The sequence below is a fragment of the Streptomyces sp. NPDC101165 genome (assembly GCF_044768135.1).
GTDB lineage: Bacteria > Actinomycetota > Actinomycetes > Streptomycetales > Streptomycetaceae > Streptomyces.
In genome coordinates, this window is sequence record NZ_JBIWPG010000033.1 from 24549 (window position 1) to 48916 (window position 24368).

The following is a 24368-nucleotide window of genomic DNA, read 5'->3' on the forward strand; positions in this document are numbered from 1 at the left end:
CGGGTATTGACCAAACTCTCGCAGCGGCGCACGATTCCGTGCACCGAAATTGAACAGCTCTGACGAACGGTTCCGACGAGAGGACGTCACCGTGGATGACGACCGGCCCGATGTGCTGCTGACCGGGCTGCTCTTCTACGACCTCGTCCTCACGGGTCTGGACGGACCGCCGACACCGGGCGAGGAGATCTGGACCTCGGGCATGGGCTGCGGCCCGGGCGGCATAGCCAACCTCGCCGTGGCCGCCTCCCGGTTCGGCCTCGGCACCTCGCTCGCCACCGTCTTCGGCGACGACTTCTACGGCGCCCACTGCCAGGAGATCCTCGCCGGCCAGGAGGGCGTCGGCCTCTCCCTCTCCCGCCGGGCGGACGGCTGGCCCACCCCGGTCACCGTCTCCCTCGCATACGGCAGCGACCGGGCCCTGGTCACCCACGGCAGCGAGCCGCCGTACTCGCAGGACGTACTGATGGGCGACCCGCCCGAGGCGCGCACCGCCCTCGTGCACCTGGAGGCGGAGCCCCGCGCCTGGCTCGCCAAGGCCGCCGCGAACGGCACCCACATCTATGCCGACGTCGGCTGGGACCCCACTCAGCAGTGGTCCCGCGACCTGTTCGACCAACTCTCCCTGTGCCACGCCTTCCTCCCCAACGAGGCCGAGGCGATGGCCTACACCCGCACCGACACCGCCGTCGCCGCGCTCGGCACGCTCGCCGAACTGGTCCCGGTGGCGGTCGTGACGCGCGGCGGCGACGGGGCGCTCGCCGTCGACCAGACCACCGGCGAGTACGCGGACGCCCCGGCGCTTGACATCGATGTCGTGGACGCGACGGGCGCCGGTGACGTGTTCGGGGCGAGCTTCGTCGCCGCCACGCTCGCGGGCTGGCCCCTGGAGGAACGGCTGCGGTTCGCCGTCCTGGCCGCCGGCCTCTCCGTCCAGCGGCACGGCGGGGCACTGGCGGCACCGGGCTGGTACGGCGTCGCCCGCTGGTGGCGCTCCCTGACCGACCCCGAACTCAGGCGCACGTACGGCTTTCTCGCCGACCGCCTTCCGGCGGACCCGGGCCCGCCCGTGAGGTACGCCCCGGTCACTCCCCCCGTACGGCAGCACCGGCACTGAACCCCCGCACCCATGCGAAGTCCCGAACAGATCCGAAAGGCGGTGGGAGCTGTGCGGCTCTCACGAAGAGGCCTGCTGCGCGCGGGCCTGGCCCCTGCGGCCGCCACGGCGCTCGGCGGCCTGGCGTCCGGCTGTGCCGTTCCGACCGGCTCCACCGGCCGGAACATGGTCCTGTGGTACTGGGACGGCGGCCTCGGCGACACGGTCCTGAAGAGGGCCGAGGCACGCTACGGCGGCTCCGTCGACCTCCGGCCCATCAAGATCGGCGGCTACTACCGGTCCAAGCTGATCACCACGATGACCGGCCGCGCCCACATTCCCGACATCGCGGGCCTCAAGGGCGAGGACATGGCGTCCTATCTGCCCAACGCCGACCAGTTCGTCGACCTGCGCACCCTCGGCGCCGAGAAGTACCGCGGCCGGTACCTGTCGTGGAAGTGGGACCAGGGCACGGCCGACGACGGCACGATGATCGGCTTCCCGATCGACTGCGGCCCGGTCGCGCACTACTACCAGTACGGCGTCTTCCGGAAGGCCGGGCTGCCGTACGAACCGGCCGACGTCTCCGGGGAGTTGAACACCTGGGACAGGTTCTTCGCGGCGGGCGAGCAGTTGCGGAAGCGGATCCCGGGGACCTATCTGCTCACCGACGTCAACGCCGTCTTCGAGAACGTGGTGCAGCAGGGCAGCAGGCGCTACGTCGACAAGGACCGCCGCTTCATCGGCGACCAGGACCATGTCCGCCAGGCCTGGGCGCTGGCCGTGGAGGCGAAGCAGCGGAAGATCGTCTCGGACCTCGTCAACGGCACCCCGGACCAGTTCTCCGCCATCCAGGACGGCAAACTGCCGAGCCAGCTCAACGCCTCCTGGGCGACCAACGACCTCAAGAGCGGTGTGCCGAAGACCACGGGCCGCTGGCGGGTGGCCCAGATGCCGGTGCGCCCCTCCAACAACGGCGGCTCGTTCCTCTCCGTCACCAAGGCGTGCCGCGAGCCCGAGCGGGCCTTCCAGATCATCACGTGGATCCTGAACGCGGCCAACCAGGCCCAGGGCTTCGTCGACGCGGGCCTCTTCCCCTCCACCCCCGCCTCCTACGGCCTCGGCCAACTGCGCGAGCCGGACCCCTTCTTCGGCGGCCAGGTGACCATGGACGTCTTCGGACCCGCCGCGCAGCGGATCGCGGTCGCCCACAACAGCCCGTACGACGTCGCGCTCGGGCAGCCCCTCAAGGACGAGATCAAGAACGTCGGCGTCCTCGGCAAGGACCCGAGGAAGGCCTGGAGTGACGCCATGAGCAAGTGCCGGCGGATCGCGCAGCACCTGGGGGTGAGCTACTGATGGCCACCGCACTGGACAAGCCCCCGGTCACCGTGGAACGGACGGCCGCCCCGCAGCCCCGCAAGGGCCTGCGCAGGTACTGGCACCTCTACGCCGCGATCTCCCCCTTCTACCTCCTCTTCCTCGGCTTCGGCCTGATCCCCGTCGGCTTCTCGCTCTACGTCTCCTTCCACCGCTGGGACGGCCTCGGCTCCATGGAGTGGGCGGGCCTGTCGCAGTACCGGTACCTGCTGGGCGACAGCGACTTCTGGAGCTCGGTCGGGAACACCGTCCTCATCTGGGCGCTGGCCACCTTCCCGATGATCTTCCTGGCGATGGTCACGGCCGTGATGCTCAACTCGGCGGTCCGCCTCAGGAACGTCTACCGGTTCGCCTACTTCCTGCCGAACGTCACCTCGGTCGTCGCCGTCGCGATCATCTTCGGCTCGGTGTTCTCCACCAACTTCGGCCTGGTGAACGCCCTGTTGCAGGCGGCCGGCCTGGACCAGGTGGCCTGGCTGAACACACCGTGGGGCATCAAGGTCGCCATCGCCACCCTGATGACCTGGCAGTGGACCGGCTACAACGCGATCATCTTCCTCGCGGGACTGCAGACGATCCCCGGTGAGCTGTACGAGGCGGCCCGTATGGACGGTGCCGGTCCCGTGCAGACGTTCTTCCGGATCACGCTGCCGATGATGCGGCCGGTGCTGCTGTTCGTGCTGGTCGTGTCGACGGTCACCGGGTTGCAGAGCTTCTCCGAACCGCAGGTGCTGCTGCAGACCACGGCCAACGACTCCACGTTCTCCGCAGGCCCGGGCCACGCCGGCCGGACCATGGTCCTCTACTTCTTCCAGCAGACCTTCGACAACAACGACTTCGGCTACGGGGCCGCCGTGGCCTGGGGGATCTTCCTCGTCGTCGTCCTCTTCTCGATCATCAACTGGCGCCTGCTGCAGCGCCGGGGCGAAGAATAGGCAGGCCGGTCACCATGGCAACCATCAAGGGAACCCGCGGCAGAGGGATCGCGCTGCACGCCGTCCTGGTCATCGGGCTGCTCCTGTCGGCCTTCCCGTTCTACTGGGCCGTGATCATGTCGACGCACACGTCGAGCGAGATCTTCTCCTACCCGCCGAAACTACTGCCCGGCTCGCACTTCCTGCAGAACGTCCGCCACCTCTTCGACAGCGTCGACTTCTTCGGCTCGATGCTGAACTCCCTGCTGGTCGCGGGTTCGGTGACCGCGCTGGTGCTCTTCTTCGACTCGCTCGCCGCGTTCGTGTTCGCCAAGTTCGTCTTCCCGGGCCGGCGGCTGCTGTTCGGGCTGCTGATGCTCATCTTCATGGTGCCGGCGCAGCTCTCCGCCATCCCGCAGTTCGTGATCATGGCGAAGCTCGGCTGGATCGGCTCGATGACCTCGCTGATCGTGCCGGCGGCCGCCAACGCGTTCGGCATCTTCTGGATGCGCCAGTACATGCGCGGCGCCATCCACGACGAGCTGCTGGACGCCTCCCGCATCGACGGCGCGCACTTCCTGCGCCAGTACTGGCACGTGGCTCTGCCGGTGGTCCGGCCCGGGCTGGCCTTCCTCGGCATCTTCACCTTCATGGGTCAGTGGAACGACTACGCCTGGCCGCTGATCGCCCTCACCGACCCCGGCAACGTCACCCTCCAGGTGGCCCTCTCCCAGCTCAACGGCACTCACGGAACGACGGACTACGGCATGGTGATGACGGGCGCGCTGCTGGGCCTCGTCCCCCTGCTGATCGTCTTCGCGGCCGGTGCCCGGCAGATCATCGGGGACCTGGGCAAGGGGGCCATCCGCTGATGGACCCCCTGCTGGCGCTGCTTCCCTGGGAGGCGCCCGAGGTGACCTCCTGGGGGCGGTTGCCGATGCACGCGGTCGACCGTCGACGGGACTCGGTGTCCCTGGACGGCGAGTGGCGCTTCCAGTTGCTCCCGGCGCCGGAGGCCGCGGTACGCGGTACGTGGTCGGCCGCGTACGTGCCGGGTGTCTGGACCATGCAGGACACGGACGACCTTCCGCAGTACACGAACGTCCGTATGCCGTACGCGGAATTCCCGCCACGGTCGCCCACGCACAATCCCACGGGCGTCCACGAACGTGCGGTGGACATCCCGGCCGACTGGTCGGGCCGCCGTGTCGTCCTCCAGGTCGGCGCCGCCGAGAGCGTCCTGCTGGTGCACGTGGACGGGCATCCCGTCGGCATCTCCAAGGACTCCCACCTGGCCGCCGAGTTCGACCTGTCGGGTGTCGTACGCGCCGGGGAGCGGTCCGTCGTACGACTGACCGTGGTGAAGTGGTCGGACGCCACGCACATCGAGGACCAGGACCAGTGGTGGCACGGCGGGATCACCCGGTCGGTGCTGCTGTACGCGACGGATCCGCTGCACCTCGCGGATGTGACCGTCCGGGCGGGGTTCGACGGCGCACTGCAGGTGGAGTGCCGGGTGCGGGACGCGGGCGGTGCCGCGCTGCCCGACGGGTGGTTCGTCGGCGCGGAGCTGGACGGGCAGCCCCTCCCCCAGGACGAGGAGTTCGACCGGGCCGACGCCGAGGGCGAGCGGATCTCCGACTTCCTCGGCGAGGCGCGGATCAGCGCCGCCGTCCCCGAGGTCCGCACCTGGACCGCCGAGACACCCGAGCTGTACGACCTCACCGTCCGTCTGCACCGCGCCGACGGCACGGTCGCCGACGTCTCCCGCCACCGCGTCGGCTTCCGGGACGTCGAGATCGTCGGGCGGGACCTGCTGGTCAACGGCGAGCGCGTGGTCATCCGGGGTGTGAACCGGCACGACTTCCACCCGCTGACCGGGCGGACTGTGTCGTACGACGACATGCGCGCGGATCTCGTGCTGCTCAAACAGTTCGGCTTCAACGCGGTCCGCACCTCGCACTACCCGAACGACCCGGCCCTGTACGACCTCGCGGACGAGCTGGGCCTCTACGTCGTCGACGAGGCCGACATCGAGTCGCACGACCACGCGCACGAGATCGCCGACGACCCGCGCTATCTGAACGCCTTCGTGGACCAGGTCTCCCGGATGGTGCTGCGGGACAAGAACCACCCGTCGGTCATCATCTGGTCGCTGGGCAACGAGTCCGACTACGGCGCGAACCACGACGCGGCGGCCGGCTGGGTGCGGCGGCACGATCCGACCCGGCCCCTGCAGTACGAGGGGGCCGCCAAGTGCGGCTGGGCGGATCCGGACGTGGCCTCCGACATCGCCTGCCCGATGTACGCGCCGATCGAGGACTGTGTGGCGCACGCCCGGTCCGGGGAGCAGACCAAGCCGCTGATCCAGTGCGAGTACTCGCACGCGATGGGCAACAGCAACGGCACGCTCGCGGACCACTGGGCGGCCATCGAGTCAACGCCGGGTCTTCAGGGCGGCTTCATCTGGGAGTTCTGGGACCACGGAATTCTGCAGCGCGTGAGCGATGGAAGACCGGCCGGGCGCGCGGGCGCCGGGCTCCATGACAACGGTGTCGCCGCGCCCGGCCATCGCTGGGCGTACGGCGGCGACTTCGGCGAGACCCTCCACGACGGTGCCTTCATCGCCGACGGGGTCGTCTTCCCGGACCGCACGCCCAAGCCCGTGATGTACGAGCACCGTGAGCTGGCGGCGCCCGTCCGCATCCGGTGCTACCGGCACGAGGGGATCGTCCTCGCCAACCATCAGCACTTCCGTGGTCTGAACTGGCTGGCGGCCGGCTGGGAGCTGTCCCTGGCCGACGGCCGCGTCCTGACCGCGCCGGCCGAGCTGCCCGATCTGCGGCCCGGCGAGACGGCCGCCGTGCCGCTGCCCTTCGCGCTGCCGCGGGACGGCGGCGAGGCGTGGCTGACGCTGCGCGTGACGACCGCCGAGGACGAGCCGTGGGCGCCGCGCGGCACGGAGGTGTGCGCACCGCAGGTACGGCTGCGGGCGGCCGTCGTACCGCAGCCGCGGCCGGCCGCGGCCGGGCCGCCGGTGGCGGTGGACGACGACGGGCTGCTGACGCATCCCATGCTGGCGGCCGCGCCGGTGCTGTCCCTGTGGCGGGCGCCCACCGACAACGACGAGCTGGGCGGTGTCGCCCGTCGCTGGCGCACCTGGGGCCTGGACGCGTTGGTCCGCAAGGTCGTCTCGGTGCGCCGTGAGGGCGGGACGGTGACCGTGCTCGCCGAGTACGCGGGGACGGCCGGTGTCGTACGGCACCGGCAGGAGTTTTTCCCGGTCGAGGGCGGCATCCGGGTGGCCGAATCGGCCGAACTGCCCGCCGGGTTCGACGATGTGGCCCGGGTCGGCTCGGTGTTCGAGACGGTGCCGGGGCTCGATCTGCTGGAGTGGTTCGGGCAGGGTCCCTGGGAGTCGTACCCGGACCGCTCGGCGGGCGCACCGGTGGGCCATCACGCGCTGCCGGTGGACGAGTTGTTCACGCCGTATCTGCGCCCGCAGGAGAGCGGCGGCCGGCACGGCGTACGGCGGTTCACGCTGTCGGCCGCGGACGCCACCGGGCTCGCGGTCGAGCTGGACGAGCCGCGGCAGGTGTCCGTGACGCGCTATCGCGCCGAGGACCTGACCTCCGCCGCCCACCATGACGAACTGATGCCGCGCCCGGGCTGCGTGGTGCACCTCGACGCCGCGCACCGGGGTCTCGGCACCGCGTCCTGCGGGCCCGACACCGCTACCTCCTACCTCGTTCCGGCCGGGGTCCACCGCTGGAGCTGGACCCTGCGCGTTCTCTGACTCCCCCCACGCCTCCTCTCCCCCGTCACCTCTCACGGAGCACACGTGTGTACTTCGCATGACCACCCCCAGGACGAGGCCGCGCAGGCCGGAGCCGGACGACGCAGCTTCCTCAGGGCCACGGCGCTGCTCGGCGCCGCCGCCACGGCCGGGGTCGCCCTGCCGACCGCCGCCGAGGCGGCGCCCGGGTCGGCCTCCCGCTGGCGGCCCGATCCGGAGAGCCGCCGCTTCACGCTCGCGGTGATGCCGGACACCCAGTACCTCTTCGACGGACCGAGCATCAACTCCGCGCCCATCGAGGCCTCCCTGCGCTATCTGCTGGAGCACGGCAGGGACGAGAACATCGTCTTCCTGTCCCACCTCGGCGACCTCACCCAGAACGGCGCCGAGGAGGAATTCGCCGCGATCGGTGAGGCGTTCGGGATCCTCGACCGGCGGGGCGTCGGCTACAGCGTCCTCGCAGGCAACCACGACGTGCGGTCCTCGACGGACGACCGACGCGGGGCGACACCGTACCTGGGCGCCTTCGGGCCGCAGCGCTTCCGGGGCACGAAGACGTTCGGCGGGGCCTCGCCCGACGGCTACAACACGTTCCACCTCTTCCGGGCCGGCGGACGGGAGTGGATGGTGCTGGCGCTGGACTGGCGGCTGTCGGCAAAGGGGTACGCCTGGGCGAAGGAGGTCCTCGCCCAGCACCCGAAGACGCCGGTCGTCCTCACCACGCACGAGCTGGTCGTCGAGGACGACACCCTGTCGGCCTACGGGCAGCAGCTGTGGGACCAGCTCATCGAGGACCACGACCAGATCTTCCTGACCCTGAACGGCCACTACTGGCCCGCGGGCCGCGCGACCCGCAAGAACGCGGCCGGCAACGAGGTGCACCTGCATCTGACGAACTACCAGAACCGCTACTTCGGCGGCGCCGCGATGATCCGTCTCTACCGCTTCGACCTGGACCGGGGCGTCATCGACGTGGAGACGATCTCCCCGTGGATCCTGGGCCGGGCCGCCGGGGGTCTGGGCGAGCTGGAGCGGCAGGAGATCGAGCTGAGCGGCGACGCGGACCGCTTCTCGGTCGAGATCGACTTCGCCGAGCGGTTCTCCGGCTTCGACCCGGTGCCGGCCCGCCCGGCGCGGCCCGCTTCGGAGATGCTGATACGGGGCACGGTCGCGTACTGGCGCTTCGATGCGCCCGTCTCCGGAACCGTCCGTGACCTGTCCGGCCGCGGCAACGACCTCACCGTGGTCCCGGTGGGCGGCGGCTCGCTCGGCTGGTCCGCAGACCACCACCCCGACCAGCCGGGCCACGGCAGCCTGGAGTTCCAGGGCTACAAGTCCCCGCTGAAGGGCGCCTACCTGCGCACGGTCGACGGAGCCCCGCTCAACTCGGCCACCTTCAAGGACGGTTACACCATCGAGGTGTTCTACCGCCTGCCCGCCGACTGGGACGCCGGGCACAACGCCTGGTCAGGGCTGGTCAGCCGCACCGGCCGCAACGGCTCCGCCGGCCCGGTCACGGACGATCCCGACGAGCCGCTCGCCACCCTCTCGATCTCCGACGGGCCGGGCCCGCAGTGGGCGGTCCGTCCGCTCGACCAGCAGCAGCTCGCCACCAACTGGGGGGACGAGACCGCCCGCGAGAAGTGGTGGCACCTGGCCGTGGTCAACGACGGACGGCACACGACGATGTACGTCCAGGGCTGCCCCGTGGCCCGCAACCCGCACGCCGCCGCCGCCGGCATCGCCTCGGCCGGGCTGCCCTGGCTGCTCGGCGGCTACGAGTACGCCGACCGGATCGACCAGATCCTGCACGGCCTCCTCGGCGACGTCCGCATCGCCGAACGGGCGCTGCCCGTCACCTCCTTCATGACCCACTGACGCCTTCGCAGAGGACTTGACGATCATGACCGAGCAGCAGTTGCCCGCCTGGGCCGACCCGTCCGTGTCCGCCGCATCCCTCGACGCGCAGGGCGTGTCGAGACGCGGACTCCTGCGCCGCGCCGGCCTGTTCGGCGCCGCGTTCGCCCTCGGCTCGGCCGCGACGCCCGCCTTCGCCGCCACCTCCGCCTCCGCCGCTTCCGACAAGAAGGGCTTCGGCGGCGACGACCCGCACCTCGCCTACCTCGTGGGCGACCACCACGTCCACTCCGTGTACAGCCACGACGCCAAGTACACGTTCTCGCAGCAGGCCCAGGCCGCCGCCAGGTACGGCCTGGACTGGATGGTGTTCAACGAGCACTCCAACTTCGGGCACGCCCGCTACGGCGCCGCGCTGGAACACCAGGAGATCCTCAAGGCCCGCGCCGAGAACCCGCGTCAGCTGATCTTCCAGGGCCTGGAGTGGTACATCCCGGCCGCCGAGCACTGCACGGTCTTCGCCGCCCCCGGCCCGTACGAGGTCGACCTGCTCACCCAGTTCGAGCTGGCCTACGACGGCAAGCTGCTCGGCTACACCGACGGCGCCCCGGGCAACGCCAACACCGCCCGCAACGAGGCCCATGCCGTCAAGGCCATCCAGTGGCTGGCCGAGCAGCGCCGCACCGGCTACGTCGACGACGTCCTCGTCCTCGCCAACCATCCGCTGCGCCTCGGCATCGACTCCCCGCACGAGATGCGCAACTGGCGGGACGCGGCCCCCGAGATCATGATCGGCATGGAGGGCGCGCCCGGCGCCCAGGGCGCGGCCATCCCCGACTGGCGCGGCTCGGCGTCGATCCGCGGCGAGTACGAGAACAAGCCGTCCGCCAACTCCTTCGCCGGCTACCCGGCGGACGCCTACCTCACGTACGGCGGCTTCGACTGGGCGACCTCGACGGTCGGCGGTCTGTGGGACTCGATGCTGGCCGAGGGCCGGCTGTTCTCGATCACCACCAACTCCGACAACCACCGGACCGTCTTCGACACCTGGAAGAACGGTGACTGGCAGCCCGGCCAGAACTTCGACAACACCGGCAGGCTGCCCGACCCGGTCGACACCGACACCCCGCAGCCCGGCAGCGACTTCTGGCCCGGTGAGTTCAGCCGGACCCACGTCGGTGTGACCGGCTACGGCTATCGCGCCGTGATGGCGGGCCTGCGCGCGGGCCGTATCTGGCTGGACCACGGGCATCTGCTCGACGGGCTCGACGTGCGGCTGAAGCGGGACTGCGACTTCGGGCGGGGCGTCACGCTGGGCGGACGGCTGCGCGTCCGCAGGGGCGAGAAGATCACGCTGTTCGTGACGGTGACCACCGCCTCTCGGGCCAACCCGCAGGGAATCCTGCCCCGGTTGGCGCACGTGGACGTGATCCGGGGCGCGGTGCGCGGCCCGGTCGCCGACCGCGACGGCTGGCAGGCGCCGGACACCAAGGTCGTCCAGAGCAAGGACGTCAGCGGCCGCAACGGCACGTACACCCTGCGCATCCCGCTGACCGCGGGCGACGAGTCCTTCTACGTGCGCCTGCGCGGCAGCGACGGCAACCGGCACGGCGCCGGATACCTCGGCGCGGCGATCGACCCGCACGGGCCGATCACCCACGAGCCCGGAAACGGTGACCCGTGGGCCGATACGTGGTTCTATTCCAACCCCATCTTCGTCGACGTGGCAGGAGTCTGATGAGACGCCATCTGCTCACCCTCACCGTCTTATTGGGCGCGCTGGCCCTCGGCGCCCCGAGCGCCTCCGCGGCCGAGGGCCCCCAGTGGGCGCAGGCCGGGACGTCGTACACCGACACCCTCGGCGGCGGTCAGGGGCTCGCGAGCCGGGCGGACGGTTCGCTGCTGCACCGCGGTCTGCTGGACATCCCGCTGGACCTGCGGATCAAGGGCTGGAACCACGTGGGCGACCCGGACGTCGCGCGCGGCTACGTCTTCGACGCCTACCAGGGCGCCGACACGGCCACGTCGAAGATGTACGCGGTCACCACGCCGTCCGGGAAGCGGTACGACTACGTGCACCGGCTGGATCCCGGCGAGAAGGTGAACAACTCCTTCGCGACCGTCTCGCCCGACGGCCAGTGGCTGGTGTCGGGCGAATGGGGCGACCAGAACCGGCTCCAGGTGTTCCCGGCGCCCCTGCTCAACCCGGCCACGCCGGCCACCGGCGGGTCGCTGGCGCAGGCCGGGCAGATCAGCCTGGACAAGCCGGTGCGGGACATCCAGGGCTGTGACTTCGTCACCGCCACCCGGTTGGTGTGCGCCTCGGACGACGCCTCCGGCGCGCTCTTCCCGCAGAGCAGGCCGCTGCTCCGGGTCGACCTGCCGCACCCGCTGGACGGCAAGCCCGTCACCGGCACGGTGACGAGCCTGTTCGGGCTGCCGCAGAAGAGCCTGTGCACCGGCACGTTCGAGGCGGAGGGCGTCGACTACGACCCGGGCAGCGGCACGCTGCGGGCCGAGGTGATCCCGCCGGGCGTGTGCGCGGTCGCGACGACCGTGTACGCCTACCGGCAGCGGTAGCCGCTCACGCGTAGAAACGGGAGAGACTCTGCAGGACGGCGGCGGGCTTCCCGCCGCCGTCGATCTCCATCGTGCCGTCGACGGCGATCTGCGCCCCGCCCGGCACCTCGTCCACGGAGGCGAGCCGCGCGGCGAGCCGGATGCGCGAGCCCACCTTCACCGGGGCGGGGAAACGCACCTTGTTCAGCCCGTAGTTGACCTTCGTGGTCACGCCCCGGACGTCCAGCAGCTCGGTGAAGAGCGGGATGAACAGGGAGAGGGTGAGGTAGCCGTGCGCGATCGGGGTGCCGAAGGGGCCCTCCTTCGCGCGTTCGGGATCCACGTGGATCCACTGGTGATCGCCGGTGGCGTCGGCGAAGGTGTCGATGCGTTCCTGGGTGACCTCGATCCACTCGCTGGTGCCGAGGTCGCTGCCGGCCAGCTTCTTCAGCTCGTCCAGACCGTTGACGGTGACGCTCATGAGGTGCCTTTTCCTTGCGGGAGTCGGTGACCGAAGTGCTTGCGCACCCGGGACTTGAGGAGCTTTCCGGAGGCGGTGCGCGGGAGTTCGTCCGCGACCATCAGTGACTTGGGGATCTTGTACTTGGCGAGCCGGCCGGCCAGCGAGGCCAGCACCTCGTCCGGGTCGAGGTCCACGCCCGCCTCGGGTACGACGACCGCGCGGGGCACCTCGCCCCACCTGTCGTCCGGGACACCGATGACCGCGCACTCCGCGATGCCGGGGTGGGCGAGCAGCAGGTCCTCGATCTCGGCGGGGTAGACGTTCTCCCCACCCGAGATGATCATGTCCTTCATGCGGTCGACGATGTACACGTAGCCGTCCGCGTCGACACGGGCCGCGTCCCCGCTGCGGAACCAGCCGTCGGCGAAGGAGGCGGCCGACTCCTCGGGCAGCCCCCAGTAGCCGGACATGACGTGCGGCCCGCGCACGACGACCTCGCCGGTCTCGCCCACGTCCACCGGGGCGAGGTCGGGCCGCACGACCCGGACGTCGCTGAAGAAGTGCGGTACGCCCGCCGAGCCGGCCTTGCCCACCGCGTGCTCGGCGTCCAGGAACAGGGTGCCGGGCGCGGCCTCGGTCATGCCGTAGCCCTGCAGGAAGGTCAGGCCGCGTTCCTGGTAGGCGGCGATGAGCGGGGTCGGGACGGGTGAACCGCCGCAGGTGAGGGTCCTGAGCGAGGTCAGGTCGGCGACGGGCCAGCGGGGGTGCCGGGCGATCTGGTCGAACATGGTCGGCACGCCGAACATGAAGGTGATCCGGTGCCGTTCGACCAGGTCGAAGGTGGCCTGTGGGTCGAAGGACTCCACCAGGACGCAGGTGCCGCCCTTCAGCAGGACCGGCAGGGTCAGCATGTTCAGGCCGGCCGTGTGGAACAGCGGGGCCGAGACCAGGGCGCGTTCGTCGGCGGTCAGGTCGGTGTCCACCAGGACGTTGACCGCGTTCCAGGTGAGGTTGCCGTGGGTGAGCATCGCCCCCTTGGGCCGACCGGTCGTCCCCGAGGTGTACATGATGATGCAGGTGTCGTCGGGGGTGACCGGCTCGTCGATCGGCTCGCCGTCCGCCGACGCCAGCAACTCCTCGTAGTCGGCGCCCACTTCGACGTACGTCCGCACCTCGGGGGCGTCGGGCAGTGCGGTGCGGGCGGGGGCGTGGACGAGGACCCGGGTGCCGGAGTCGGCCAGCTGGTAGGCGAGTTCGGGGCCGGCGAGACGGGTGTTGAGCGGGACGAAGACGGCGCCGAGCACGCCGGCCGCGAACAGGGTCTCCAGATAGGCGGGGTGGTTGGGGCCGAGGTAGGCGACGCGGTCGCCGCGGCGGACGCCCCGGGCGCGCAATGCCCGGGCCAGCCGGGTGGTGCGGGTGTGCAGTGTGCGGTAGTCGGTCGATCTGTCACCGTGTACCAGCGCTGTGCGGTGCGGGGTCTTGCGGGCCCGGCGTGCGGGCCACGACCCCACTCCCTCGTTGCGCATCCGGCACCCCTTACGGTTTCGTCAGCCCGAGCAGGCGGGCGGCGTTCTCCTTGAGGATCTTCGGCCTGACCTCGTCCTTGACGGGCAGCTCGGCGAAGTCGGCGAGCCAGCGGTCCGGGGTGAGGACGGGGAAGTCGGAGCCGAACAGGACCTTGTCCTTCAGCAGCGTGTTGGCGTACTGCACCAGCTGCGGCGGGAAGTACTTGGGCGACCAGCCGGACAGGTCGATGTGCACGCCCGGCTTGTGGGTGGCGACGGCCAGGGCCTCGTCCTGCCAGGGGAACGAGGGGTGCGCCAGGATGATCTTCAACTGCGGGAAGTCGGCGGCGACGTCGTCCACGTGCAGGGGGTTGGAGTACTTCAGGCGGATGCCGCCCCCGCCGGGCACGCCCGCGCCGATGCCGGTCTGGCCGGTGTGGAACAGGGCGATGGCGCCGGTCTCCTCGATCACCTCGTACAACGCGTACGCGACCGCGCGGTCGTTGGGGAAGAAGCCCTGGATGCCGGGATGGAACTTGAAGCCCTTCACCCCGTACTCCTCCACCAGCCGCCGGGCCTGCCGTACGCCGGCCTTCCCGCGGAAGGGGTCGACGGAGGCGAAGGGGATCAGGACGTCCGCGTTGGCCGCGGCCGCCTCCGCCACCTCCTCGTTCGGGACGGGCGGGGTGCCGGTGGCGGACTCGGCGTCCACCGTGAAGATCACCGCGGCCATCCTCCGCTCGCGGTAGTACGCGGCCGTCTCCTCCAGGGTGGGCTTCCGCCTGCCCTCGACCTTGAAGTAGGCGGAGGAGGCGGCGTGCAGGTCGTCGTCCAGGGAGGAGTGGCCCCTGGAGGACACCTCCGCGTGGGTGTGGACGTCGATGGCGACGAGGTCCTCGATGTCCATCACGCCTCCGGAACCTTCGGGGCCGGGATGCCGACGGACTGGGATTCGGCGCCCACCGACGTGTGCCAGGCGTCGGCCAGCGCCTCGGGGCTCCAGCCGCCGTCCGCGTAGGCCGTCCGGATCTCCTGCGGGTGCGACCAGAGCGCCACCTTGTCGCCGCCGATACCGATGGCCTGGCCGGTGATGCCGCGCGCCGCCTCGGAGGCGAGGAAGGGCACGAGGGCCGCGCAGTCCTCGGGGCTGCCGAAGCCCTCGCCCTTGCGCAGGAAGTCCGGCAGCGGTTCACCGCCCCGCATCGCCTCGACGTAGGGGGCGAAGGCCGGGATCGTCTCGGTCATCGCGGTCGCGGCGACCGGCACGATCGCGTTGACGGTGATCTGCGCGCGGGCCAGCTCCATCGACCAGGTACGGGCCATGGCGACGATGCCTGCCTTGGCGGCGGCGTAGTTGGTCTGCCCGAAGTTGCCGCGCTGCCCGGCCGGGGAGCCGACCAGGATCAGGGTGCCGCCCTCGCCCTGCTCGCGCATGCGGACGGCGGCGGCGCGGGCGCAGGTGAAGGTGCCCCTGAGGTGGGTGGTGACCACGGCGTCGAAGTCCTCGTCGGTCATCTTCCACAGCACCTTGTCGCGCAGGATGCCGGCGTTGGCGACCAGGACGTCGAGCCGGCCGAACGCCTCGACCGCGCGGGCGACCAGCCGGTCGGCGGCTTCGGCGGTGCCGACCGGGACCACCTCGGCCACGGCGGTGCCGCCGGCCTCGGCGATGGACTTCACGGCCTGTTCGGCCACGGCCTCGTCGACGTCGTTGACGACCACCGAGGCGCCGTGGGCGGCGAGGGCGTGGGCGTAGGCGAGGCCGAGGCCCCGGCCGCCGCCGGTGACGACGGCGGCCTTGCCGGTGAGATCGATGGGGGGCACGTGCGGGTCCCTTCGGACGGGAACGGCTCGGGAGGCGGACGGATGGGTCCACGAGATCGAAGCTAAGAGCAATAATTGTTGTCGTCAATAGTTGTTGCCGTCCTTCGGATACGGCATGCTGGGCTCCACCCAGCCGAGAAGACCGAGACCAGGGGGCCCGCCATCACCCGCCGGCACACCAAGAACCCGAGCCCGATCGACGCGGACGAGCCGTGGATGCGCGGGCTGCACGCGGACACGGGCTATCTGCTGTACCGCCTCGGCCTGCGCTCCGGGCAGATGTTCAACTCCTTTCTGCAGGAGTCCGGGCTGCGGCTGCGGCACTACGCGGTGCTGCGTTTCCTCGCCACCTCCGAGGGCGCGCTCCAGCGCGAGCTGAGCACCCGGCTCGGCTACGACCCGAGCGCGATCGTGGGTCTGGTCGACGACCTGGAGAAGCTGGGCTTCGCCGAGCGCCGCCCCTCCCCCGACGACCGGCGCAGCAGGATCGTCGTACTGACCGAGAACGGCCGTACGTTCCTGCGCGACACCGACGAGGCGGGCCTGAGGGTCACGAACGACCTGCTGACCCCGCTCGACACTGCTGAGCGCGAGACGCTGCACGCGCTGCTCCTGCGGGTCGCCGACCAGCCGTGATCGCCGCCCGCTCGGCGCACTAGCGGCTGCCGGCCGTACTCGCCGCGTTCGACCACGCGCACCCGGCGCCGTCCCTGACGGACATCAGCCGCCGGGCCGGACTCAACGGTGAGGTCCCCGCGCCGTCGTGCTCCGGCGCGGGGACCTCTGTGGTGCGGCTGTGGCGGGCGAGGGGTCAGCAGTTGCCGGTGTCCGCCTTGCCGTCGAACCGGTCGCCGAGCCAGGACACCACGTCACCGATCGCCTGGGCGTCGCCGGTGAGGTGGTCGCCCGCGTACGAGGTCCAGCGGGTGGGAATGCCGGCGGCGCAGTAGGCGTGGCGGGTCTCGCCTGCCATCCGGGCCGGGATCACCTCGTCCAGCAGGCCGCGGTACTGCAGTACCGGGAAGCCGATCTCGTAGCGGGCGCCCGAGCCGGGGGTGCCGACGTCGGCGCCCAGTTTGTTGGCTCCGACGGCGTCGCCCCAGGTGACGCCGTCGGAGCCGTGCAGGGCGTAGATCTGGTCGAGCGTCAGCCCGTCCTTGTTGTACTGCTCGATCCGCGCGCCCGGGAAGCGGCTCACGGTACCGACCGCGCACAGCGACTCGGCGTCCTTGACGGCCTTGTGGCCGCTGTCGTTGAGGAGGTCGTCGAACGGCAGGCCGGGATGGGTGACGGACAGACCGATGAACGCGTCCATCAGGAACCCGGCGAAGAACTGTCCGTCGAGGTTGCCGGCCACCTGCTTGAGGTCGGCGGGGATCCCGCCGGAGGCCGAGCCGACGACGTTCAGCTCGGGGGCGTACGAACGGGCGAGCTGGGCCGCCCACAGGCTGCCGGAGCCGCCCTCCGAGTAGCCCCAGATGCCGACCTCGGCATCGGGGCTCACCCCGGTGCCGGGCACCCGGGAGGCGGCGCGGGCCATGTCGAGGGTGGCGTGACCGGCCTCCACCCCGGAGGCGTAGGGGTGGACCTGGCCGTCCATGTAACCCTGGCCGTCCGTCGCGGCGACGGCGTAGCCGGCGTTGAGCAGCGCCGCGATGTTCGGACCCTCGTAGGCGTCCTGGTACTGGCCCGCGAGCTGCTTGGAGAACGCGCACTGCGGTCCGATGCCGAGCGTGCCCGGCACGAACGCGACCAGCGGCCGCTCGCCCGGTCCGGTCCACGGCTTCTGCGGTACGACGACGGTGCCGACGACGGAGACCGGCCGGCCCCGCCCGTCGGTGGAGCCGTACTGCACCTTCCAGGCGTTCAGCGGGGGGCCGCCGATCACCATGGGCAGCGAGTCGACCTTGCGGCAGGCGACGACGGCGCCCGATGCGGCGGTGGGGCTGTCCGGGGGCCGGTAGATGTCGGCGTCAGCGGCGGAGCACGCCTCCGGCGTCCCGGCCGCCGCGGTCACCGCCGGCGTCGCCAGCAGTCCGCCGAGCAGGCCTGCTGTGGCGAGAAGTGCGGCTCTTCTCGGCAACGGCTTCCTGGGCATGGGGGAGTTCACCTCAGAGCGTCCCTTCTGTGGGGTGAAGAGTGAAGCTGAGTAGGCCGAGAGGTTACGGAGGCGTAGGTAAGCGCTGATAGTTAAAGGACGACGAACCGGCGGGGGCACGGCTGTGCGCCCGTGACTAGCGCGGCCGGAGGGCCGATCGGCTCCTCGGGCAACCGGAGGCGGCCCGGGTGGCGTCCTCCTGATCACCATGCCCACTACACATCCGGCCGGCTTCCCGGCGTCCCCGATCAGCCAGTTGCTCGACTTCACCTGGACCCAGACCCGGGCCTGCGCCTTCGCCATCGCCCTGTTGTCCGGAGTGGCGGCATCGGCCCTGCTGCCACCGCTGCCGGTGGCCCGCTACGACCTGCTCGCCTGCTACGGCGTGCTCCTCACGCTGCTGTTCTGGCGGCGCGGCTGGGAGAGCGGACGCGACGTCGCGGTCATCGCGGCCTGCCATGTGATCGGTCTCGCCTTCGAGTTGGTGAAGGTCTCGCTCGGCTCGTGGAGCTACCCGGAACCGGCCGTGCTGAAGTTCGCGGGCGTCCCGCTGTACGGGGGCTTCCTCTACGCGGCCGTCGGCAGCTACATCTGCCGGGCCTGGCACCTGTTCGACCTGGAGGTGGTCCGCTACCGGCCGCGGGCGACGGCACTGGTGGCCGCCGCCGTCTACGTCAATTTCTTCAGCCACCACTGGCTGCCCGACGTCCGCTGGCCCCTGGCGGCCCTCCTCGTGGCCGTCACGGCGGGCACCACCGTGCACTTCACGGTGCGCGGGACACGGTGGCGCATGCCGCTCGCGCTGTCCTTCACCCTGATCGGGTTCTTCCTGTGGCTGGCGGAGAACCTCGCCACCTACGTGGGCGCGTGGCGTTACCCGTACCAGCTGCACGGCTGGCAGCCCGTCGACGTCGGCAAGTTCGGCGCTTGGGCCCTGCTCATCAGCGTCACGTTCGTCCTCGCGGCGTTCGGCCGGTCCAGGACACCCTCTGCCCCCAGGTGACTGCCGTTGCCCCCGGGCTCCCCGGGCAGGGGGGAAGCCCGGGGCCGGTTCTCGACATGTGACCGAGTCGGGGCTCCGGTGGCGACGGCCGTCCGGTCAGCCGGACAGCCCGGCCAGCAACCGTCGGTCCCGGGGGGCCGGTTTACGGTCGAGGCGGGCGTCCAGGAGGCGGCGGGCGGCTTCGCTGCGGCCCGCTGCCACGAGGGCGTACAGCAGAGTCTCCTCGACGACCTCCCGCTGGGCCGCACTGCCGCCGACGCTGCGCAGCACGGGCAGCAGAGCGTCCAGGCCACGGGCCGCCTCCACGAAGCGTTCCTCGACGAGCGCGGCCAGCGCCTCGCACAGCGGCGCGACGACCTCGCGTTGCACCTGGTCCGCCCCCAGGGCGTGGTCGCGCAGCCGGCGCAGGGCGGGCAGGTCCCCGGCGGCGGTGCGGGCGACCGCGACGTGCAGCGCGGTGAACGCGGTCGCCGGCCGCTCCAGCACCTCCAGCTCGACCGACTCCAGCACGTCGGCCGTGGGCAGTTCGCCCCGCCAGCTGTCGCTCAGCCGCGCCCGCCACAGCAGCGACCCCGAGTCGACGAGGGCCCGCATGCCGGTCACCCGGCCGGGTGCGAGCTGCGCGAGCCAGCGCCTGCGGACCGCCGCCGGGTCGTCGAGGGCGAGTTCGTGCAGCGCGATGTGCCAGGAGAAGTGCGCCCGGTGGACCGCGCCCCGGCCCCGGCCGGACACCCAGCGGTCCAGCCAGTCACGTCCGGCCTCGTGCGCGCCCGACTCGTAGTGCACGTGCGCCAGGGCGTGCACGGCGTGCCCGGAGGCGGGCTCGACGGCCAGCGCCCGGTGCGCCAGCTCGCCCGCCTCGTACAGGCGGCCCTCCTCCTGGCGCAGGAAGGCGAGCAGCGAGGTGTGGAACCAGTGCCCGTCGTACGCCGGTGACGTCAGTTCGAGCAGACCGAGCGCGTCGTCGTCGTGCAGGTCGCTGACCCCGGAGAAGGCGATGGTGGGCACGGCGGCGGCGAGCGCGAGCGCGTCGGCGGGGTAGGTGCGCAGGTGTCGTACGAGTGCCTCGTCCCCGTCGTCGCCGGTGATCCGGCGCGTGACCACGTCCACGAAGGACCGCTCGCGCACGTCGGCCCGCTCGCGGGCGCAGCGCTGCGCGTCGGCGAGGGCGCGGGGTACGTCGACGGCGGCCCCGCACTCGTGGCCCAGCAGGGCGAGGGCCGCGTGGCCGAGGGCGAAGCCGGGGTCGAGGGCGACCGCGCGGGCGAAGGCCTGCGGGGCTCCGGAACGGACCTTGAGGACCCGGTCGAGCCCGCCGCGGTAGGCGGCGGCCGCCTCGGCGTGGGTGGTCAGGGCGAGGCCGTGCCCGTCGACGGGGCGGCGGGTCGTACGGCGCTTCGGAGCGAGCGGAGCCAGCAGCTGCTGGGCCAACTCGGCTGCCTGGACACGGATTTCGGGCATCGCGGTGGTCTCCCACAGCTCGCCCCGGCGCGGGGCGCCCAGCGTGAACAGCGGGAGCGCGGCACCGCCCCGGGCGTCGAGGAGGCGGCCGTCCAGGGTCGCGGCGCCCATGCCGAGCGGGCCGGGAACCGCCGCCCCGGACGCGAACAGCCCACGCCACAGCGGGTCGTCGAGGCCCCGCCCCGGGCCGGTGCAGTCGACCACCCAGCCCACGTGCAGCGTACGGCCGCCCGAGAGCTCGACGGCGAGCCCTCCGCCCTCGGACGCCGTGGCCCGCACGACCGTGCCCGCGTGGACCTGGAGGCGGCGCGCGGTGCGGGCCCGGGAGACGTGCTCGGCGGTGGCGGGGGCCATGCGGTGGCGGTGGGTGTTCCACAGGGCGCCCTCGCGGGCGAGGAACTCCTCCCGCTCCTCGGGGGTGAGGCTGCGCCACAGGCGCGTGGTGTGCGGGCGCAGGCTGTCGAGGCCGGGGCGCCAGTCGCCGTGGGTGCGGACCGAGCGGCTGAGGTGCCGGTAGACGGCGCGGCGCAGCCGGCCCAGGGACGTGTCGTGCAGGTCCTGCGGCGCGGGCATCACGGCGGCCGGGCCGAGCGCGTGCGGCTGGGGCAGCAGGCCGTTGCGGGAGAGGGCGTGGAGGGTGCGGCCGGGGCGGTCGAGGGTCAGCGCGAGGTCGACGGCGGTCAGGCCCGTGCCGACGAACAGCACGTCGTCGCTGCCGCGCCGGGCGCCGTCCGAGGCACCCTCCAGGGCCCCGTCCAGCGCGCCCGGCGCCCACGGCGCGCCGACGAAGCAAGGCGAGGCACGCAGCGCGGGCGGAGCCCATGCGGCGGTCGCGGCGGCGGGGCCGGTGGCGAGGACGGCGGCGTCGGCGGTCAGGTGTCCCCCGTCGGCGAGGCTCAGCTCCACCCTGCCGTCGGGGGTGCCGGTACAGTCCTCCGCCCGGGTGCGCAGCCGGCGTACGGCGACCGTGCCGTGGGCGCGGACGATCGCCTGGCCGAGGGTGTCGGCGAGGTAGGCGCCGTAGCGGTAGCGGGTGGCGTAGTCGGCGCCGGTGACCTCGGGTTCGCCGTGCCGGCACAGCCAGCGGGTGAAGTGGCCCGGATCGTCGGGGTAGGCGCTCATGTTCCCGGCGGGCACGTTCAGGCGGTGGCGTGGGTCGCGGGTGGCGTAGGCGGTGCCTCGGCCCGCTTCGGGGGCCGCGTCGATCAGGACGACGTCCAGGGGAGTCCGGCGGCGGGTCGCCGTCTCGCAGAGCTGGACGGCGGTCAGGGCGCCTGCCGCGCCGGCTCCGACGATGGCCACGGTGTGCCGCTTGCGGACTTCGGTCACGGATTCCTCCGGCGGGTCGGTGAAAGTGTTTCTTCACTCTTCCGATCGGGTCGGGGCCCCCACAACCACGACTTCCAGCCGTCTCCGCGTGTCCTCATGGGAATCTCAGGGAGCACCCCTCGGATTCAAAGGGTCGGCCCAGAAAACCGGCGCAGGATGCCCACGCACGGACAGACAACTCAGGAAGGCGTGTCGTGGGCGTCTCGCACATATCGAACCGGTCCGGACAGCGGTCGCGCGGGTGGTCCCGGCGCGGAATCCTCGCCGCTCTCGGAGCGGTACCGGCCGCTGCCCTGGCGGGCTGCAGTTCCTCGGCGGATGCCTCGACGGCCGCGGCGCGCAAAGGCGCGACGGCGTCCGCGCGGGCCGCGACGACGAAGAAGGCGACCATCGCCGTCACGCCCGCGGCCGGGAAGAAGTTGGCCGATTTCACCAGCCCCGTCGAGGTCACCGTCACCGACGGCACGTTGACCTCCGTCCACGTCACCGGCAACGACGGCTCCACCCTGGCGGGCACCCTCAACCCGGACAGGACCAAGTGGACTTCGGCCCGAAATCCCTACTCGGGTACGAAGTACACGGTGACGGCCGAGGCGGAGGGTGCCGCCGAGGAGACCGCGTCGACGTTCACCACCAGGTCGCCCGGCGCCACGTTCGTCGGCCACTACACGCCCGAGGCGGGCTCCACCTCCGGCGTCGGCATGCCGGTGTCGGTCAGCTTCACGCACGCCGTCGCCGACCGGGCCGCCGTCCAGAAGGCGATCACGGTGACCGCCGAACCGGCCGTCGAGGTGGTCGGACACTGGTTCGGCGACACCCGGCTGGACTTCCGCCCGGAGACCTACTGGGCCCCCGGCACGAAGATCACCCTCAGCCTGCGGCTGAAGGACGTCGAGGGCGCCGACGGCGTCTACGGCATCCAGCACAAGGACGTCACCTTCCACATCGGCCGCGAGCAGATCAGCACGGTCGACCTCGCGACGAAGACGATGACGGTCCGCCGGGACGGGAGGACCGCCGCCACCTACCCGGTCACCGGCGGCGACTCCGGCCACACCACCTGGTCCGGGATCATGGTGATCAGCGAGCGGTTCGAGCAGACGCGGATGGAGTCGTCCACGGTCGGCCTCGGCGACGAGTACGACATCCCGGACGTGCCGCACGCCCAGCGGCTCACCACCTCCGGCACCTTCGTGCACGGCAACTACTGGGCGTCCGCCTCGGTGTTCGGTCACCAGAACGCCAGTCACGGCTGCATCGGCCTGCACGACGCCAAGGGCGCGGGCGACAGCTCCGTGGCCGGCTACACGTTCTACAAGAGTTCGATGCTCGGTGACGTGGTGATCGTGAAGAACTCCGGCGAGAGGACGGTCGACCCGGCGAACGGACTCAACGGGTGGAACCTGTCGTGGGCCGACTGGCGGGCGGGCAGCGCGGTCTGAGCCGGTCTGGGTGACTTCATGGGGTGAACTCCCGTGCGGCAAAAGGAGTTTCTCTGCTTTAACTCTTGACGACCGCAGGGCCGGGGAGCACATTGGCGGCACCTTGAGAGCGCTCTCAACACATCGTGGGAGCGCTCTCACAGGGCTCCCGCACTCCCCTCCGTACCCGAGAGGCTCTCCCCTCATGAGCGAATCCTCCGGCATACCCAGACCTCGCGCCTTCCGCCGCGCGCTCGTCGCCGCGGTCGCCGCGCTCGGTCTGGCCGCCGCCGTGGCGACCGCGGCCACCGCACCCGCCAGCGCCTCCGCCCCGACTCCCCCGTCGGGCTGGACACAGGTCTTCCTCGACGACTTCAACGGTTCGGCCGGCTCCGGCGTCAACACCTCCGACTGGCAGTACGACACCGGGACCTCATATCCCGGCGGCGCCGCGAACTGGGGCACCGGCGAGGTCGAGACGATGACCTCCAGCACCAACAACGTCTCGCTGGACGGCAACGGCAACCTGCTCATCACCCCGCGCCGCGACGCGTCCGGCAACTGGACCTCCGGGCGCATCGAGACGACCCGCACCGACTTCCAGCCACCGGCCGGCGGCAAGCTGCGCGTGCAGGCCCGTATCCAGATGCCCAACGTCACCGGCGCGGCCGCCAAGGGCTACTGGCCGGCGTTCTGGATGCTGGGCGCGCCCTACCGCGGCAACTACCAGAACTGGCCGAGCGTCGGTGAGCTGGACATCATGGAGAACGTCCAGGGCCTGAACACCGACTGGGCCACGATGCACTGCGGCACCAACCCGGGCGGCCCCTGCAACGAGACCTCCGGCATCGGCAACTCCACCCCCTGCACCGGCAGCACCTGCCAGGCGGGCTTCCACACCTACGCGATGGAGTGGGACCGCTCGACCAGCCCCGAGGAGATCCGCTTCTACCTCGACGGCGTCAACTTCCACACGGTCAAGGCCAACCAGGTCGACGCGACGACCTGGGCCAACGCCACCGACCACGGCTTCTTCGTCATCCTGAACGTGGCGATGGGCGGTGGCTTCCCGGCCGCCTTCGGCGGCGGCCCGGACAGCGGAACCGAGCCGAACCATCCGATGGCCGTGGACTACGTACAGGTGCTCCAGTCCACGGGCGGCGGCACCACTCCCCCGCCCTCGGGCAACCGGGACGCCTACAGCCCGATCCAGGCCGAGTCGTACGACAGCCAGTCCGGCGTGAGCGCCGAGAGCGCCACGGACAGCGGCGGCGGACAGGACATCGGCTCGCTCGCGAACGGCGACTGGGCCCTCTACAAGGGCGTCAACTTCGGCTCCACGGGTGCCACTCAGTTCTACGGGCGAGTGGCGAGCGGCGCCGGGTCCGGGGTGAGCGGCCTGGTCGAGGTGCGTCTCGACAGCCGCAGCAACGCCCCCGTCGGCAGCTTCGCCCTGTCCAACACCGGGGGCTGGCAGAGCTGGCGGACGATCCCGGCGAACATCACCTCGGTGACCGGCACGCACGACGTCTATCTCACCTTCACCAGCGGCCAGCCGTCCGACTTCGTGAACGTGAACTGGTTCGACTTCGGCCACTGACAAGGGTGTTGACGCTGCCCCGCGAGCAGGACCGACGCGGCCGGCACATCCAGCCCGGT

General features: G+C 71.5%; 18 protein-coding genes. 12 read left to right on the plus strand and 6 right to left on the minus strand.

Features of this window, described 5'->3' with window-relative positions; translation table 11 throughout:
• Positions 1-91: 91 nt before the first annotated feature.
• From ACIRVH_RS43270 to ACIRVH_RS43305, 8 genes are read left to right on the plus strand one after another with little or no spacing between them, the layout of a single operon-like run.
• On the plus strand, positions 92-1117 hold the full coding sequence (locus ACIRVH_RS43270; protein WP_403965604.1) for a carbohydrate kinase family protein: 1026 nt from the start codon (positions 92-94) through the stop codon (positions 1115-1117).
• Positions 1118-1168: 51 nt separating this feature from the next.
• Positions 1169-2455, plus strand: a complete 1287-nt coding sequence (locus tag ACIRVH_RS43275; RefSeq protein ID WP_403965606.1) for an ABC transporter substrate-binding protein — start codon at positions 1169-1171, stop codon at positions 2453-2455.
• Positions 2455-3411: a carbohydrate ABC transporter permease gene (locus tag ACIRVH_RS43280; RefSeq protein WP_403965608.1), complete on the plus strand. Its 957-nt coding sequence runs from the start codon at positions 2455-2457 to the stop codon at positions 3409-3411. Before ACIRVH_RS43275 ends, ACIRVH_RS43280 begins: the two co-directional genes overlap by 1 nt.
• A 14-nt stretch (positions 3412-3425) precedes the next feature.
• On the plus strand, positions 3426-4262 hold the full coding sequence (locus tag ACIRVH_RS43285) for a carbohydrate ABC transporter permease (protein WP_403965610.1): 837 nt from the start codon (positions 3426-3428) through the stop codon (positions 4260-4262).
• On the plus strand, positions 4262-7186 hold the full coding sequence (locus ACIRVH_RS43290; RefSeq protein ID WP_403965613.1) for a glycoside hydrolase family 2 TIM barrel-domain containing protein: 2925 nt from the start codon (positions 4262-4264) through the stop codon (positions 7184-7186). Before ACIRVH_RS43285 ends, ACIRVH_RS43290 begins: the two co-directional genes overlap by 1 nt.
• A gap of 45 nt (positions 7187-7231) precedes the next feature.
• Positions 7232-9064 carry a LamG-like jellyroll fold domain-containing protein gene (locus ACIRVH_RS43295; protein WP_403965615.1) on the plus strand — a complete coding sequence of 611 codons (1833 nt, stop codon included), beginning with the start codon at positions 7232-7234 and terminating at the stop codon, positions 9062-9064.
• A 25-nt stretch (positions 9065-9089) separates the two neighbouring features.
• Positions 9090-10781, plus strand: coding sequence for a PHP domain-containing protein (locus ACIRVH_RS43300; protein WP_403965617.1), 1692 nt, complete (start codon positions 9090-9092; stop codon positions 10779-10781).
• Entirely contained in the window at positions 10781-11623 is an 843-nt protein-coding gene (locus ACIRVH_RS43305) for a hypothetical protein (RefSeq protein ID WP_403965619.1), read from the plus strand. Before ACIRVH_RS43300 ends, ACIRVH_RS43305 begins: the two co-directional genes overlap by 1 nt.
• A gap of 4 nt (positions 11624-11627) precedes the next feature.
• On the opposite strand, the gene ACIRVH_RS43310 is transcribed toward ACIRVH_RS43305, so the two are convergent.
• Genes ACIRVH_RS43310 through ACIRVH_RS43325 form a run of 4 tightly spaced genes read right to left on the minus strand, consistent with a single transcriptional unit; the run spans position 11628 to position 15397 of the window.
• Positions 11628-12083: a MaoC family dehydratase gene (locus ACIRVH_RS43310; RefSeq protein WP_403965621.1), complete on the minus strand. Its 456-nt coding sequence runs from the start codon at positions 12081-12083 to the stop codon at positions 11628-11630.
• A complete protein-coding gene (gene menE / locus ACIRVH_RS43315; RefSeq protein ID WP_403965622.1) occupies positions 12080-13594 on the minus strand; it encodes an o-succinylbenzoate--CoA ligase in 1515 nt (504 codons plus the stop codon). Before menE ends, ACIRVH_RS43310 begins: the two co-directional genes overlap by 4 nt.
• A gap of 10 nt (positions 13595-13604) precedes the next feature.
• Positions 13605-14480 (minus strand): amidohydrolase family protein, encoded by an 876-nt coding sequence (locus tag ACIRVH_RS43320; RefSeq protein ID WP_403965624.1) that lies wholly within the window; start codon positions 14478-14480, stop codon positions 13605-13607.
• Positions 14480-15397, minus strand: coding sequence for an SDR family NAD(P)-dependent oxidoreductase (locus tag ACIRVH_RS43325; RefSeq protein WP_403965626.1), 918 nt, complete (start codon positions 15395-15397; stop codon positions 14480-14482). The genes ACIRVH_RS43320 and ACIRVH_RS43325 overlap by 1 nt, the downstream gene beginning before the upstream one ends.
• A 216-nt stretch (positions 15398-15613) precedes the next feature.
• On the opposite strand from ACIRVH_RS43325, the gene ACIRVH_RS43330 reads away from it, so the two are divergent.
• Positions 15614-16033: a MarR family winged helix-turn-helix transcriptional regulator gene (locus ACIRVH_RS43330; protein ID WP_403965628.1), complete on the plus strand. Its 420-nt coding sequence runs from the start codon at positions 15614-15616 to the stop codon at positions 16031-16033.
• 175 nt (positions 16034-16208) lie between these two features.
• On the opposite strand, the gene ACIRVH_RS43335 is transcribed toward ACIRVH_RS43330, so the two are convergent.
• Entirely contained in the window at positions 16209-17495 is a 1287-nt protein-coding gene (locus ACIRVH_RS43335) for a lipase family protein (protein WP_403965630.1), read from the minus strand.
• A gap of 208 nt (positions 17496-17703) precedes the next feature.
• Between ACIRVH_RS43335 and ACIRVH_RS43340 the strand changes: the two genes are divergently transcribed.
• The gene (locus ACIRVH_RS43340; RefSeq protein ID WP_403965632.1) at positions 17704-18498 is read left to right on the plus strand and encodes a DUF817 domain-containing protein; all 795 of its coding nucleotides are present in this window, start codon (positions 17704-17706) and stop codon (positions 18496-18498) included.
• Positions 18499-18594: 96 nt separating this feature from the next.
• Here the strand turns inward: ACIRVH_RS43340 and ACIRVH_RS43345 are convergent, their stop codons facing one another.
• Positions 18595-21288 carry an FAD/NAD(P)-binding protein gene (locus ACIRVH_RS43345; RefSeq protein ID WP_403965634.1) on the minus strand — a complete coding sequence of 898 codons (2694 nt, stop codon included), beginning with the start codon at positions 21286-21288 and terminating at the stop codon, positions 18595-18597.
• A 194-nt stretch (positions 21289-21482) separates the two neighbouring features.
• On the opposite strand from ACIRVH_RS43345, the gene ACIRVH_RS43350 reads away from it, so the two are divergent.
• Together ACIRVH_RS43350 and ACIRVH_RS43355 are read left to right on the plus strand one after the other, a co-directional pair.
• Positions 21483-22730, plus strand: coding sequence for an Ig-like domain-containing protein (locus tag ACIRVH_RS43350; protein WP_403965636.1), 1248 nt, complete (start codon positions 21483-21485; stop codon positions 22728-22730).
• 184 nt (positions 22731-22914) lie between these two features.
• Positions 22915-24309, plus strand: coding sequence for a glycoside hydrolase family 16 protein (locus tag ACIRVH_RS43355; RefSeq protein WP_403965638.1), 1395 nt, complete (start codon positions 22915-22917; stop codon positions 24307-24309).
• Positions 24310-24368 lie beyond the last annotated feature (59 nt).

Bases quoted from the DNA above. Each gene is read 5' to 3' on its own strand.
- ACIRVH_RS43310 (WP_403965621.1), bottom strand. From the start codon at position 12,083: ATGAGCGTCACCGTCAACGGTCTGGACGAGCTGAAGAAGCTGGCCGGC.
- ACIRVH_RS43340 (WP_403965632.1), top strand. From the start codon at position 17,704: ATGCCCACTACACATCCGGCCGGCTTCCCGGCGTCCCCGATCAGCCAG.
- ACIRVH_RS43300 (WP_403965617.1), top strand. From the start codon at position 9,090: ATGACCGAGCAGCAGTTGCCCGCCTGGGCCGACCCGTCCGTGTCCGCC.
- ACIRVH_RS43330 (WP_403965628.1), top strand. From the start codon at position 15,614: ATGCGCGGGCTGCACGCGGACACGGGCTATCTGCTGTACCGCCTCGGC.
- ACIRVH_RS43335 (WP_403965630.1), bottom strand. From the start codon at position 17,495: ATGCCCAGGAAGCCGTTGCCGAGAAGAGCCGCACTTCTCGCCACAGCA.
- ACIRVH_RS43355 (WP_403965638.1), top strand. From the start codon at position 22,915: ATGAGCGAATCCTCCGGCATACCCAGACCTCGCGCCTTCCGCCGCGCG.
- ACIRVH_RS43305 (WP_403965619.1), top strand. From the start codon at position 10,781: ATGAGACGCCATCTGCTCACCCTCACCGTCTTATTGGGCGCGCTGGCC.
- ACIRVH_RS43285 (WP_403965610.1), top strand. From the start codon at position 3,426: ATGGCAACCATCAAGGGAACCCGCGGCAGAGGGATCGCGCTGCACGCC.
- ACIRVH_RS43290 (WP_403965613.1), top strand. From the start codon at position 4,262: ATGGACCCCCTGCTGGCGCTGCTTCCCTGGGAGGCGCCCGAGGTGACC.
- ACIRVH_RS43280 (WP_403965608.1), top strand. From the start codon at position 2,455: ATGGCCACCGCACTGGACAAGCCCCCGGTCACCGTGGAACGGACGGCC.
- menE (WP_403965622.1), bottom strand. From the start codon at position 13,594: ATGCGCAACGAGGGAGTGGGGTCGTGGCCCGCACGCCGGGCCCGCAAG.
- ACIRVH_RS43320 (WP_403965624.1), bottom strand. From the start codon at position 14,480: ATGGACATCGAGGACCTCGTCGCCATCGACGTCCACACCCACGCGGAG.